This is a genomic window from Hamadaea sp. NPDC051192 (genome assembly GCF_040682475.1).
Classification (GTDB): Bacteria; Actinomycetota; Actinomycetes; order Mycobacteriales; family Micromonosporaceae; genus Hamadaea; species Hamadaea flava.
Genome location: NZ_JBFBAZ010000034.1, coordinates 1 through 12960 on the forward strand (window position 1 = coordinate 1; position 12960 = coordinate 12960).

A 12960-nucleotide genomic window follows, 5' to 3' on the forward strand; every position below is an offset into this window, starting at 1 on the left:
CCCCCCTCCCCCTTCCCCCTCCACCCCACCCCCGGCCTCTCCCCGTTGATCATGGAGTTAACTGTGGTGTCGTCGGTGTGTCACCACCGGAAACTCCATGATCAACGCGCGGAGGGGGTGGGGGCGCGGCGGAGCGGAGCGGGAGCGGGAGCGGAGCGGGAGCGGAGCGGGGGGAGGGGTTAGGCGCGGAGGGAGCGGGGTACAGCAGCGCGATGGACGAGGTCACCACCACCGAGCTGGCCGGGGCGATACCCGCCCAGGATCTCAGCGACGGCGAGCTGTTCAAGGAGCTGGAGAGCCTGCACCGGACCCGGCACGACACGTTCCTGCACGGCTCGCCCCAGGCGCTGGCCCACCACACCGAGCGGATGGTCGAGTTGGAGAACGAATACCTCCGGCGATTCCCGGAACGGGCGGTCGATCCCGACCGGTTACGGCCGGTGGGCTGATCCCGTGCGTGATGATCATCACTCGACATTGACCGGCTCAAATCACCTGACAAGTGTCGGGGGACGCGGTTAGGGTTCGTTCGTGGGAGGACCTACCGATCGGTACGCCGAACATGACCGCGCGAAACGCGCGCTGCTCTCGGCGTACGAGGCGTTGCCGCCGGGCGCTCCGGTGAAGCTCGCCAAGAAGACATCGAATCTGTTCCGCTTCTCCTCCTCCGGCAAGCCGTCGGCGCCGGGGCTGGAGGTGAACTCCTTCAGTGAAGTGCTCAGCGTCGACCCGGTGACCCGGACCGCCGACGTGCAGGGCATGGTCACCTACGAGAAGCTCGTCGACGCGACGCTGGCCCACGGGCTGATGCCGTTCGTCGTGCCGCAGCTCAAGACGATCACCCTCGGCGGGGCGGTGGCCGGGCTCGGGATCGAGTCGACCTCGTTCCGCAACGGACTGCCGCACGAGTCGGTGCTCGAGATGGAGATCATGACCGGCGACGGCCGGATCGTGACGGCCACCGCCGACAACGAGCACGCCGAGCTCTTCCGCGCGTTCCCGAACTCCTACGGCACGCTGGGCTACTCGCTGCGGCTGAAGATCGAGCTGGAGCCGGTGCAGCCCTATGTCGAGCTGCGGCATCTCAAGTTCGACGAGGCCGAGGCGTGCTGGGCGGCGATGGCCGAGATCTGCGCCACCGGCGAGCACGACGGCCGGCCGGTCGACTTCATCGACGGCACCGTGTTCGGGCCCGACGAGATGTATCTGACGCTCGCCCGATTCACCGAGGCCCTGCCGGCCGACGGCACCGGCACGGTCAGCGACTACACCGGGATGTCGGTGTACTACAAGTCGCTGCGTGAACGGTCGGTCGACCACCTCACCGTGCACGACTACATCTGGCGATGGGACACCGACTGGTTCTGGTGCTCGCGTGCCTTCGGCGTACAGAATCCGAGGATTCGCAGGCTGTGGCCGCAGCGCTATCGGCGGTCGGACGTCTACCGGAAGATCGTCGCGTTCGACCGGCGGCACCAGCTGACGGCGCGGCTGGCCCGGTTGCGCAAGCAGCCGGCGCAGGAGGCCGTGATCCAGGACGTCGAGGTCCCGGTGACGGCCGGGCCGAAGTTCATGGACTTCTTCCACCGGGAGATCGGCATCGAGCCGGTCTGGCTGTGCCCACTGCGGCTGCGCTCCGGCCAGGCGTGGCCGTTGTATCCGCTCGAACCCGGTGAGCTTTACGTCAACGTCGGCTTCTGGTCGACGGTGGACCTTCAGCCCGGTCAAGCCGACGGCTTCCACAACCGGCTGATCGAGGAGGCGGTGACCGCGGCGGGCGGGCATAAGTCGCTCTACTCGACGGTTCACTACGACCAGGACGAGTTCTGGCGGCTCTACAACGGCGAGAAGTACGCGGCCGTCAAGGCGGCGTACGACGGTGAGCGCCGGCTGCCGGACCTCTATGAGAAGTGCGTGCGGATGGGGTGAAGGGGGAAACATGGGTGTAGCGAACGCGGTCGGCTCCTTCCTGGGCCGGGCGCCGGGCGTACGGATCACGGCGTTCGACGGCAGCAGCGGAGGAAACGCCGACGCGCCGGTCACCGTCGAGATCAGATCGCCGCGGGCACTGAACTACATCGCGACGGCCGCCGGGAGCCTCGGCCTGGCCCGCGCTTACATCAGCGGTGACCTGGAGGTCCAGGGCGACCTCTACACCGCCATGACCAGCCTGACCGACCTGGACTTCGACATGTCCTGGCCGGCCCGGTTCCGGGCGCTGCGGGAGCTGGGCGGGCTGAAGCTGCTCAAGCCGCCGCCGATCCCGCCGATGGAGGTCAAGCTCCGGGGCCGGCGTCACTCCAAGGCCCGCGACCAGGCCGCCATCGCCCACCACTACGACGTCTCCAACAAGTTCTACGAGTGGATCCTCGGCCCGTCGATGGCGTACACCTGCGCCGTCTATCCGACCGCGACGTCCACCTTGGAAGAGGCGCAGTGGGCCAAGCACGACCTCGTCGCGCGCAAGCTCGGCCTTGAGCCCGGCATGCGGCTGCTCGACGTCGGCTGCGGCTGGGGCGGGATGGTCATCCACGCCGCTCAGCACTACGGCGTACGCGCCATCGGCGTGACGCTGTCGCGGCGGCAGGCCGAGTGGGGCCAGAAGGCGATCGCCGACGCCGGGCTGACCGAGCTGGCCGAGATCCGGCATCTGGACTACCGGGACGTGCGCGAGGAGCAGTTCGACGCGATCAGCTCGATCGGCCTGACCGAGCACATCGGGCGCGCCCAGCTACCGGGCTACTTCGGCAGCCTCTACAGCCGGCTGCGGCCGGGCGGGCGGCTGCTCAACCACTGCATCACGCGGCCCAACAACCTGGAGCCGGCGATCCGGGAGCGGCAGTTCATCAACCGCTACATCTTCCCGGACGGCGAGCTGCACGGCGTCGGCCATCTCGTCTCGCAGATGCACGACGTCGGCTTCGAGGTACGCCACGAGGAGAACCTGCGCGAGCACTACGCGATGACGCTGAACGCGTGGTCGGGCAACCTCGACGAGCACTGGGACGAGGCGGTGGCCGAGGTCGGGCAGGCGCGGGCGCGGACGTGGCGGCTCTATCTGGCCGGCTGCCAGATCGGGTTCGAGCGCAACAACATCCAGTTGCATCAGGTGCTGGGCGTGAAGCTGCACGCCGACCAGTCCAGCGGGATGCCGCTGCGGCCCACCTGGGGTAGCTGACGCAGGACGATCACCGGGCCGGGACGCTTCCCGGCCCGGTGATGCGTGTACGCACGGCGGGCAGCCGTCAGAACAGCGGGCTGCCGCCGGGCTGGCGACCGACAGCGGCCTCGATGCGGGCCAGGGCTCCCCGGATCTGGCTCAGTTCGGCCAGCACGGCACCGTCGCTCGTGGACGGTCTCGGTGGCCCCGCGTACTCACCGGCGGCGGCGCGCAGCCGCGCGATCTCGTCGTAGAGCGCGGTGACCGTGTGTTCGACCGCGTCGAGGAAGGTGTCGACGTCCTCCTCGTCATAGCCGCGCTTGCCGAACGCCGGCTTGCGGAAGGCGACCTGGCGGACGTCGTCCGGCGTCAATAGCTGCCCCATGAGCGCAGGCTAGTGCCGCTGTGCAACCTTCACTCGGGCTCGCCCAGCTCCTGAAAGATCGTGAGCTGCAGATCCCCTGGGCCGTCGAGCCGGGCGTTGAGCGAGTTCCACGGGGTCACCGTCGGCTCCGCGACGACCTCGGCGCCCGCCTCCCGTAGCTCGGCCGTCACGGTGGCGGAGTCGGCGACCTCGAACGCCACCCGGATGTGTCCGGCGACGCGGCGGCCGACCTCAACCTCGTCGATGTATTCGGCGTGCCGCCGGTCGGTGATCTCCAGCGTGGCCCGGCCCGCGTCCAGGATGGTGACGTGGCCGCCCTCGCTGACGAACGCCGCCTCCTGCTCCAGACCGAGCACGTCCCGATAGAACCGCAGCGCCTCGTCGTAGTCGTCGGCCGTCACGACCAGCCGCAGCTGTTTCACCTTCGCCATGGTTCCGATCATGACACGGCGGCGCGGAGGGCGTCGCGAGACAGCCGGTCGGCTTGCCGGGTCGTCTCGGGCAGCCGGTAGCCGGAGGTCGAACGCAGCGTCACCGAGCACGCCCCGTCGAGGTCGATCAAATGACCGGCCGAGACGAAGACCGGCTTGACCCCCGTACGCGTCCGCAGCGCCCGCCCGACGACGTCGCCCTCGAACACGAGGTCGGCGGAGGCGCCCCGGGCGTCGCCCACGGGAGCATGGGAGCCGACGAAGGCGGTCTTGCCCACGCCGAACGTGGGTACGCCGGTCAGCAGCCCGAAATGGCAGGCCAGCCCGAACCGGCGCGGATGGGCCACTCCGTAGCCGTCGCAGACCACGACGTCCGGGCGGTGCCGCAGTCCTTCCCAGATGCGCAGGAGTGTGGGCAGTTCCCGGAAGGCGAGCAGCCCCGGCACGTACGGGAACTCCGCGCGGCCGACCAGCGAGGCGGACTCCACGACGTCGAGGGTGGCCGCGTCGAGGATCACGATCGCGCCCGCGACCAGCCCTTCGGTGTCCTCGGAGTCGGCGTACGCGACGTCCACCCCGGCCACCAACGCCGGGTTCCCCGGTAGCGGGACATCGACGCGTACGCGATCACGCAGGCGTTCCTGAAGCGCGATCGCCTCGTCGGGGGTGGCGGGAAATGTCACCGTCAGATCTCCTTACAGTCAACATCCAGGAAATTGCCGCGACAGCCGTGATATTCCGCTCTTACCGTCGGTCTCATGGATCTGGTCAGAACCAGCAAACGCCTGTCGTACGTCTTGCGTCACCGGCCGGACAGCGTCGGCCTGACGCTCGGCGCGGGCGGCTGGGTCGGGGTGGACGAGCTGTTGCACGCCTTGGCGCGCCACGGCACCCGGATCACCCGCGATGATCTGGAGTACGTCGTCGCCCACAACGACAAGCGCCGCTTCATCATCGACGGCGACCGGATCCGGGCCAACCAGGGGCACTCGATGGAAGTCGATCTCGGTCTCACCCCCGTGACGCCACCGGACCGCCTCTACCACGGCACTGCCCGGCACAACCTGGACCCGATCTTCCTCGACGGACTCGTCCGCGGTAATCGCCATCACGTGCACCTGTCGGCCGACGAGGAGACCGCGCTGAAGGTCGGCGCCCGGCACGGCTCGCCGGTGGTGCTCGCGGTCGACGCGGCCGCGATGACGGCCGAAGGCCTGCTCTTCTACCGCAGCGAGAACGGCGTATGGCTGACCGATCACGTTCCGGCCCGCCACCTGACCGTCGTGCGGACCGCCGCGCGGGTCAGCTGACCGTCACCCCGCCGCGCCACGTCTGATCGTCCACGGCGGTCACCCAACGCGGCCCGCCCACTCCGGCAGCGGCTCCCGGGCCGCGAGAAACTCAGCTGGTACGCAGGAAAGCCCGGTGCGCGCGCCGACGATGCCGCCGACGATGGCGCACGTGGTGTCGACGTCGCCGCCGGCCGAGACGGTCGCCCAGAGCGCGTCGGCCAGGTCGTCGAGATGCCGCGCCGCACACCAGATGGCGAACGGAACCGTGTCGGGAGCCGACACCTGCCAGCCCGAGCCGACGGTCGACGCGATCCACTGTGGGTGCAGCGAGAACGGCGCGTCCTCGATCCTCCGCAGCCGCGCGGCCACTTCGCCGTCCGGCGTACGCGCCAGGACGCTCTTGAGCAACGACGGCCCGGAGACGCCCCGGACCGCCAGCGCCGCGGCCACCGCGACGGCGACCGCGCCCGCGACCGCCTCCGCATGCGCGTGCGTGACCTGAGCGGACAGCGTCGCCTGTTCGACGACGAGCGTCATGTCCTGGGCGAACCACGCGCCCAGCGGTGCGACCCGCATCGCGGCGGCGTTGCCCCATGAGCCCATCCCGTCGAACTGCCGGGCGGTCACCTCGGCCCACGACTCGCCCTCGAAGATCTCCCGCAGTACGCCGTGCATCGACGGCCCGTACTGACGGTAGGGATCGGACTGGTAGGAGCTGGCGAACCGCTGCGCCAGCTCGTCCTGGTCGACCTGGCCCTTGTCGAGGAGCAACCGGAGCAGGACGATCGCCATCGCGGTGTCATCGGTCCACGGCCACGGCCCGCGTTGCGGCCGCCGCTGGGCGAGCATCGCCGTGACGTCGCCCTCCGGCCGGAACCACGTCTGCCCGAAGGCGTCACCGAGGGCGAGCCCCTGCAAGGAGTCGAGCGCGGCTCTCTCCAGCGCGGCCGGCCTGAACACGGCGTCGTCGTACGCGGTCACGCACGAATAATGCCTAATACCACCGACACCGCGCGAACCGGTTCGTTCAACGGTCGAATTCGCCCTCCTGTACGCCGGCGAGGAACGCCTGCCATTCGGCGCGGGAGAAGCGCAGGACGGGACCCTGACGGTCCTTGGAATCTCGGACCAGTACCTCGTCGTCGAGGAGGGCCACCTCGACACAGGCACCGGTGTCGCAGCGAGGAGAGCTGCGCCAAGGGAGGGGGTCGGGGATCGCGGGCATGGGAGTCACCTCCGGCCAAGGCTGGACCTCAGCGTACGAAGGAGACACCACGCTCCGGAAGCATTCATCTACGGATTGGCACGGTCGGGTCGCCGACCGTGCGGGCGAGCTACGTCATCGCCGATGGACGTGCATGATCACTGGTGCCCCGGATCGACTTGCCTTGCGGGTTCTCACCGGGGCGGTGAAACCCGCTATTCAGTTGAAGAAGTTGAATTCCTGCTGCTGTGCGCCGAGAATAAAGGCATGCCACTCGTCGTTCGTGAAGCGGAGAACAGGGCCATCGGGGTCCTTGGAGTCACGGACCACGACACCGTCTTTTAGCGACGCGACCTCCACGCACGTACCCGAGTCGCAGCGCGTGCTGCGCTTCCATGCCGGCATTTCCGTTTCCACGGGAATCCTTTCCTCTTAGCTCATGAGATGCCAGCCCCGCAGTGCGTACTCGTGGGTGGAAACACGCACTGACGGCGGTGTTTCCTAGCGATCAAGACTCTCCGAGCGCTTTTCTCGTCTGAGTCTCTTTCGCAGGTGGTCAACCTGATCGCCGATCAGGCGCTCGGTCTCCTGCCCGCTGTAACTCCGGGTCCAGAGTTGATCAAATATCTCGATGTGACGGCTGACCTTCTCAGTGTCATGGATCAGCTCATCCACCAAGTAGCTTTCGCGATATAGCAATGATCCGCCGTCGGATTCGTCCAGCGACAGCACTGTGAAGGGCAGGCCGACGATGAACTGGGCGGTCACCTCGAACGGTGCGATACGCAGCTGGATCCGGCCCGCGTGGGCATCGCCGAGCAATTGCTCCAGCTGATCCGCGTAGATCCGGGGTCCACCCACGAGCCGATGCAGGACCGACTCGTCGAGCAGCAGCCGATAGTCCGGCGACTCGGGGCGCTCGAAGACGTGCTGGCGGCGGGTCAATCGCGTTTCCAAGCGCAGTTCCAGCTCGCTCGCGCCGAGTTCCTCGCGCCAGAAGCCGAGGATGTGCTCGGCGAGATCTCGCGTCTGCAACACCCCCGGAACAAGGATCGTGTGGAATATGCGCATGACGCGCGCTTCGCTCTCGAACTGGAAGAGAGCCTTCGTCGGCCCGGTCAGGAAGTCGCGATAACGGGGGTCGTCCCAGGTGCTGCGCTTGCGCGCCTGGCGTGCCTCGTTCACGAGCTGGTCGACGACGGCCGCGTCGGTGACGCCGAGCATCTGGAGGAGGGCGCGCGTGTCGGTGGGGGAGACGGAGTTCTCCCCGCCCTCGATTCGTTGAAGCTTACTGAGGGACCAGTCCAAAGAGGCCGCGACCTCACCCTGCGTCAGCTCTCTAGCCTCGCGCGCTTTGCGGAGCGCGAGGCGAAGCCGGTGCCGGGCTACTGCCGGTGATCCCTGAACAGCCATCGGCCCTGGTCAGGCCCTTTCGCTCGAGTGCGATACGGCAGTCCGCCATATCGCCATCCGGGATAACGCAGCCACCTTAGATAGGTGACTGCGTCACCCGCTAGACGTCGTCGTCAACGCGTTGTCAAACTGTGTCCCGGTGTTCCAGCGCCCGGATGAGCGCTCTCTTGATCTGGCCGAACAGTCGTTCGTCTGTGGTCGAGAACAAGCAGATCGACCTGCCGTAGTAGACGGCGCGCAGCTCGTACACCGGCCGGCGGTGCCGGTAGACCTCCACATGCACGTCCCGCAGCTCGCTGATGACGAAGGCGGCGCCGGGGTCTCGGACGAGGAAGACCTCGTGGGTCACGTGGGCGGTCGGGCCGCGGTAGTAGGTAGGCATCCACTCCCTCCTCGGTCGGGCGACGTCAGCCGGCGCGACGGAGGGCATTGCAAGGGAGTTGCGGATGCGGGAAGATGGCATCGGATGGGTCCTCCCTCCTCGCGATGGTGAGGTCCTCAGCGACGCCCGGTGACCGCCGGGCGTTCGCTGTTTCGGTGCTTGCCTTTGAGTATGAGATCTCCTCACGCTTGATCGCCATACTGCGATCTGCGGTGTAGCAGATTTCCGTGGTTCATTCACGGTGGAGAAGTAGGCCGCTGAGTAGGTAAGGTGGCGGCATGTTCGCGTACTCGGCCGCCCGCAGCCACTCTCGTGCTGCCCTGCGCCCGGCGCGACGACGATTCACGGCTTGCTGACTTCTCCCAGTAACGCCGTTTCCGCACCCTTCTCTCGCCGCCCATGACGGGCGGTCCGTTGTGCGTATCTTCAAGGGGTTTGCATGTCTATCGAGGAGCTTCTCGCCGCGCGGCTGAGGCCGGCTTTCGACCAGGTCGCGGGCGGTACCGCGGACCCGGCCGTGCGCCGGTCCCAGCACGCCGACTACCAGGCCGACGGCGCGTTGGCCCTGGCCCGCGGACTGGGCCGGGCACCACGCGAGGTGGCGGCGGAGGTCGTGGCGCGCGCAGACCTCGCCGGACTCGCGGACCTCGAAGTGGTCGGGCCGGGATTCATCAACATCACCGTCCACACTTCCGCGGTCCACTCACTCCTCCTCAAGTTGTACGCGGACAGCCGGCACGGCGTTCCCACGGTGGCAATGCCGCAGACGGTGCTGGTCGACTATTCGGGGCCGAACGTGGCGAAGGAGATGCACGTCGGGCATCTGCGGTCGACGGTCATCGGCGACGCGATCGTGCGGTTGCTGGAGTTCCAGGGGCATCACGTGACCCGGGCGAACCATCTCGGCGATTGGGGCACACCGTTCGGCATGCTCATCGAGCACCTGGTGGACCTCGGCGAGCAGGAGGCCGCGCATGAGTTGTCGGTCGGCGACCTGACCGGGTTCTATCAGGCGGCGCGGCGGAAGTTCGACGGCGATCCGGACTTCAAGCGGCGGGCGCAGTTGCGGGTCGTGGCGCTGCAATCCGGCGACGAGACGACCCGGCGGCTGTGGCGGCTGCTGGTCGACGAGTCCGAGAAGTACTTCCTGTCGGTGTACTCCACGCTGGACGTGACCCTGAGCGCGGCCGACTTCCAGGGCGAGAGCACGTACAACGACGAGCTGGCCGATGTGGTGGACGAACTGTCGGGGCTCGGGCTGTTGCGGGAGAGCGACGGGGCGCTCTGTGCTTTCCCCGAGGGGTTCACCGGGCGGGACGGCGCGCCGATGCCGGTGATCGTGCGGAAGGAGGACGGCGGCTACAACTACAGCGCCACCGATCTCGCCGCCTTGCGGCGGCGCTGCCGGGCGTACGAGCGGGCCGTGTATGTCGTCGGAACGCCGCAGAAACAGCATTTCGCGATGGTCTTCGCGGTGGGGGCGGCGGCCGGCTGGGTTCAGCCGGGGCAGGTCGAGCACATCGCGTTCGGCTCGATCCTCGGCCCGGACGGCAAGATGCTGAAGACCCGGGCGGGGGGCTCCGTGAAGCTCTCCGCACTCCTGGACGAGGCGGTGTCGCGGGCGGCGGCGCTGGCCCCGACGCCCGACGTCGCGCACTCGGTCGGCATCGGCGCGGTGAAGTACGCCGATCTGTCCTCCGACCGGGTGAAAGACTACGTCTTCGCCTGGGACCGGGCACTGTCGCTGACCGGAGACTCCGGTGCCTACCTGCAATACGCGTACGCGCGGATCCAGTCACTGCTCGCCAAGGGCGGCGCGGTCGAGCCCGCCTTCTCCTTGGACGTGCCGTCCGAACGGGCGCTGGCGTTGCAGCTGCTCGGATTCCCGTCAGCCGTCACGGCGGCGGCCACGGCGTTGCAGCCGCATCGGCTGGCGGGCTACCTGCACGGGCTGGCCACGGCGTACTCGGCGTTCTATGAGGAATGCCCGGTGCTGCGGGCGCCGACCGCCGAGATCCGGGCCGGGCGGCTCGGGCTGGCCGACCTCACCGGCCGCGTGCTCACCCTCGGCCTGTCGTTGCTGGGCATCCGCACCCCCACCCCCCTCTAGCGCCCTCCGCCTTTGATGCGGCGCCTTTGATGCGGCGCCTCTTGGGCGCTGGATCAGGGATCCGGGTCGAATCTTGGAGCATGATTCGACCCGGATCCCTGATCCGCCGGTCACGGCCTGAAGGTCAGCCGTTGTGCTTCAGCTGGACGGTGTACTCCTGGTAGGACTCGTTGCAGAAGACGGGGCCACACGCGTACGCGAGGGAGACCGTCGCGGTCTTGCCGCCGGCGAACTTGGTGCCGAGGGACGGGATCGCGGTGATCGACCACGTCTCGGTGGTGCCGTCGCAGGCGAGTTCGGTCTCGCCGAACCCGTAGACGACGCCCCGGCCGACCTTCTGGATCACGTCGGCGAGGATGCCGCCGAAGTCGACCTGGCCGGTGCAGGTGGCGGTGCCGTGGATGATCGCGGCGCCGGTGGCCTTGTCGAACGAGCCGGTGGGGTCGACCGTCACCGAGAGGTCCGGCGGCGGCGGGGCGGTGGTCACCGACAGCTGCAGGTCGCCGCCGTTGCCGGTGCCGTCCTGCTGGTCGTCGATGATCATGAGGTGGTAGGTGGTGCCGGCGGTGACGGCGAACGCGATGGCGCCGGGTCCGCAGGCGACGAACTTGAAGAAGCCGGGGTCGCCGGTGACGACGAGTACGCCGGCTCCGTAGTTCGAGGCGGAGACGTCGACGAGCGCGATGTCGTCGGCCGGGAGGGTGAGGTCGTACCAGACGCTGGCGTCGGTGGCGGGTGCCCCGCACTCGGCCGGGTTGGCCTCGGCGTCCGACTTCTCCGTGGTCGCTTCCGTCGTGTCGAGCGTCGTGCTGAACGGCAGCGCCCCGATCGCGACCGCGCCGGCGATGGTGTCGTTGGCCGGGGCCGCCGCGTACGCGGGAACCGCTGCGACCACCGTCATCGCCGCCGCCAGGACGGCTGCGCCGCCTTGGATGAGCAGTCTTCGTGGGTTGTGCACGTTGTTCCCCTTTCGACTCCGAAGGTGCGTGCCGGCCGTTGGTAGGACGGCCTACTTCGATGACGAGCGATGCCCTGTGCGGGGTTGCCTAGCGCGCCGGGAGCCCGGGGCGGCATGATGAGCAGGTGATCAACGACGCTTACACCTCCACCAACCCGGCCCGGCTCGACGACGTGGTCACCACCGTGCGCCCGGCCGACGAGGCCGCGATCGTGGCGGCGGCTCGCCGGGCGAAGACCGCCCAGCCGGCCTGGGCCGACGTGCCCGCCCCCGTACGCGGCCAGGTGATCGCGAACATCTCGCGGCTGGTCGAGGCGAACGCGGAGGCGCTGGCGCGCCTGGTGACCCGGGAGATCGGCAAGCCTGTCGCCGAGGCTCGGGGCGAGGTGCAGGAGATCGTCGACACCTGCCAGTTCTTCCTGGGCGAGGGCCGTCGGCTGTACGGGCAGACGGTGCCCTCGGAGATGCCGGACAAGCAGCTGTTCACCTTCCGTACGCCGGTCGGCGCAGCCATGATCATCACGGCGGGCAACTTCCCCGTGGCCGTGCCGAGCTGGTACCTCGTGCCGGCGCTGCTCTGCGGCAACACCGTGGTGTGGAAACCCGCCCTGTACGCGGCCGCCTGCGCCGACGCGCTGGCCGAGCTGTTCGTCCGCGGTGGCCTGCCGGAGGGCGTACTGACGGTGGTGCACGCGGACGGGCCGGAGACCTTCACCGGGCTCGGCTCCGCCTTGGAGGACGGGCTGATCGACAAGGTCGGCTTCACCGGCTCGACCGAGGTCGGGCGGGCCATCGGCGAACTGTGCGGGCGCTACCTCCAGACGCCGTGCCTCGAACTGGGCGGCAAGAACCCGATGGTGGTCACCGAGGACGCCGACCTGGACCTGGCGGTCGAGGGCGCGCTGTTCTCCGGCTTCGGCACCGCCGGGCAGCGCTGCACCTCCCTGGGCACGGTGATCGCGCACGAGTCGGTGCACGACGAGTTCTTGGCCCGGTTCACCGCAGCGGTCGCGGACGCCCGGATCGGCGACCCGACGCAGGACGTCCTCTACGGCCCGCTGCTGGACGAGAAGTTCGCGGCGGCGTACGAGAAGCATCTGGGCTGGATCGCCCCGCATCACCGGGTCAGCGGCCAGATCGGCCGGATCACGGCGGAGAACCCGCGCGCCGGGTTCGTCGGCGATCCCGCGACCGGGCTGTTCTACCACCCCGTGATCGTCGACGGCGTACGCCCGGGGGACGAGCTGTTTCAGCAGGAGACGTTCGGGCCGATCGTCGGCGTGACGGCGTACCGGACGCTCGACGAGGCGATCGAACTGGCCAACGGGCCCGGCTACGGCCTGTCCAGCTCGATCTACACGACCGACCCCACCAAGGCGTTCACGTTCCGCCGGAAGATCTCGGCTGGCATGGTCAGCGTCAACAACTCCACCTCGGGGGCCGAGGCGCACCTGCCGTTCGGTGGCAACGGCCGCTCCGGCAACGGCAGCCGGCAGTCCGGCGTCTGGGTGCTCGACCAGTTCACCCGCTGGCAGGCGATGAACTGGGACTACTCCGGCCGGCTCCAGAAAGCCCAGATGGAGGTCGCTGTGCTGCCGGCTGATCTTTCGTTCCGACTATAGGGC

General features: G+C 68.6%; 15 protein-coding genes. 6 read left to right on the plus strand and 9 right to left on the minus strand.

The features are described 5' to 3' along the window. Positions 1-212: 212 nt before the first annotated feature. The 3 genes from AB0M47_RS16840 (at position 213) to AB0M47_RS16850 (ending at position 3178) form a co-directional block, all read left to right on the plus strand. Positions 213-449 (plus strand): DUF6158 family protein, encoded by a 237-nt coding sequence (locus tag AB0M47_RS16840; protein ID WP_363413949.1) that lies wholly within the window; start codon positions 213-215, stop codon positions 447-449. Between the two features lie 82 nt (positions 450-531). After that, entirely contained in the window at positions 532-1929 is a 1398-nt protein-coding gene (locus AB0M47_RS16845) for an FAD-binding oxidoreductase (RefSeq protein ID WP_363413952.1), read from the plus strand. 10 nt (positions 1930-1939) lie between these two features. Further along, complete coding sequence (locus AB0M47_RS16850) at positions 1940-3178, plus strand: cyclopropane-fatty-acyl-phospholipid synthase family protein (RefSeq protein WP_363413955.1); 1239 nt, start codon at positions 1940-1942, stop codon at positions 3176-3178. 67 nt (positions 3179-3245) lie between these two features. On the opposite strand, the gene AB0M47_RS16855 is transcribed toward AB0M47_RS16850, so the two are convergent. Genes AB0M47_RS16855 through AB0M47_RS16865 form a run of 3 tightly spaced genes read right to left on the minus strand, consistent with a single transcriptional unit; the run spans position 3246 to position 4659 of the window. Continuing rightward, positions 3246-3545, minus strand: a complete 300-nt coding sequence (locus AB0M47_RS16855) for a DivIVA domain-containing protein (protein WP_363413958.1) — start codon at positions 3543-3545, stop codon at positions 3246-3248. Between the two features lie 29 nt (positions 3546-3574). Further along, positions 3575-3976, minus strand: a complete 402-nt coding sequence (locus AB0M47_RS16860; RefSeq protein WP_363413961.1) for a VOC family protein — start codon at positions 3974-3976, stop codon at positions 3575-3577. 8 nt (positions 3977-3984) lie between these two features. After that, a complete protein-coding gene (locus AB0M47_RS16865) occupies positions 3985-4659 on the minus strand; it encodes an endonuclease V (RefSeq protein ID WP_363413964.1) in 675 nt (224 codons plus the stop codon). Between the two features lie 75 nt (positions 4660-4734). On the opposite strand from AB0M47_RS16865, the gene AB0M47_RS16870 reads away from it, so the two are divergent. Beyond that, complete coding sequence (locus AB0M47_RS16870; RefSeq protein WP_363413967.1) at positions 4735-5286, plus strand: RNA 2'-phosphotransferase; 552 nt, start codon at positions 4735-4737, stop codon at positions 5284-5286. A 39-nt stretch (positions 5287-5325) separates the two neighbouring features. Here AB0M47_RS16870 and AB0M47_RS16875 read toward each other — a convergent pair whose 3' ends face one another. From AB0M47_RS16875 to AB0M47_RS16895, 5 genes are all read right to left on the minus strand, one after another. Beyond that, positions 5326-6249 carry an ADP-ribosylglycohydrolase family protein gene (locus tag AB0M47_RS16875; protein ID WP_363413970.1) on the minus strand — a complete coding sequence of 308 codons (924 nt, stop codon included), beginning with the start codon at positions 6247-6249 and terminating at the stop codon, positions 5326-5328. Positions 6250-6295: 46 nt separating this feature from the next. Beyond that, positions 6296-6493 (minus strand): DUF397 domain-containing protein, encoded by a 198-nt coding sequence (locus tag AB0M47_RS16880; protein ID WP_253754819.1) that lies wholly within the window; start codon positions 6491-6493, stop codon positions 6296-6298. 198 nt (positions 6494-6691) lie between these two features. Then, a complete protein-coding gene (locus AB0M47_RS16885; RefSeq protein ID WP_363414137.1) occupies positions 6692-6877 on the minus strand; it encodes a DUF397 domain-containing protein in 186 nt (61 codons plus the stop codon). 96 nt (positions 6878-6973) lie between these two features. Further along, entirely contained in the window at positions 6974-7885 is a 912-nt protein-coding gene (locus AB0M47_RS16890; RefSeq protein WP_363413973.1) for a helix-turn-helix transcriptional regulator, read from the minus strand. Between the two features lie 124 nt (positions 7886-8009). Then, positions 8010-8267 carry a DUF6232 family protein gene (locus tag AB0M47_RS16895; protein ID WP_253754813.1) on the minus strand — a complete coding sequence of 86 codons (258 nt, stop codon included), beginning with the start codon at positions 8265-8267 and terminating at the stop codon, positions 8010-8012. A gap of 439 nt (positions 8268-8706) precedes the next feature. Here AB0M47_RS16895 and argS point away from each other — a divergent pair, with 439 nt between their 5' ends. Continuing rightward, positions 8707-10377, plus strand: coding sequence for an arginine--tRNA ligase (gene argS, locus AB0M47_RS16900; RefSeq protein ID WP_363413976.1), 1671 nt, complete (start codon positions 8707-8709; stop codon positions 10375-10377). Between the two features lie 124 nt (positions 10378-10501). Here argS and AB0M47_RS16905 read toward each other — a convergent pair whose 3' ends face one another. Next, positions 10502-11335, minus strand: a complete 834-nt coding sequence (locus AB0M47_RS16905; RefSeq protein WP_363413979.1) for a hypothetical protein — start codon at positions 11333-11335, stop codon at positions 10502-10504. Positions 11336-11460: 125 nt separating this feature from the next. Here AB0M47_RS16905 and AB0M47_RS16910 point away from each other — a divergent pair, with 125 nt between their 5' ends. Then, positions 11461-12957 carry an aldehyde dehydrogenase family protein gene (locus AB0M47_RS16910; RefSeq protein ID WP_363413982.1) on the plus strand — a complete coding sequence of 499 codons (1497 nt, stop codon included), beginning with the start codon at positions 11461-11463 and terminating at the stop codon, positions 12955-12957. Positions 12958-12960 lie beyond the last annotated feature (3 nt).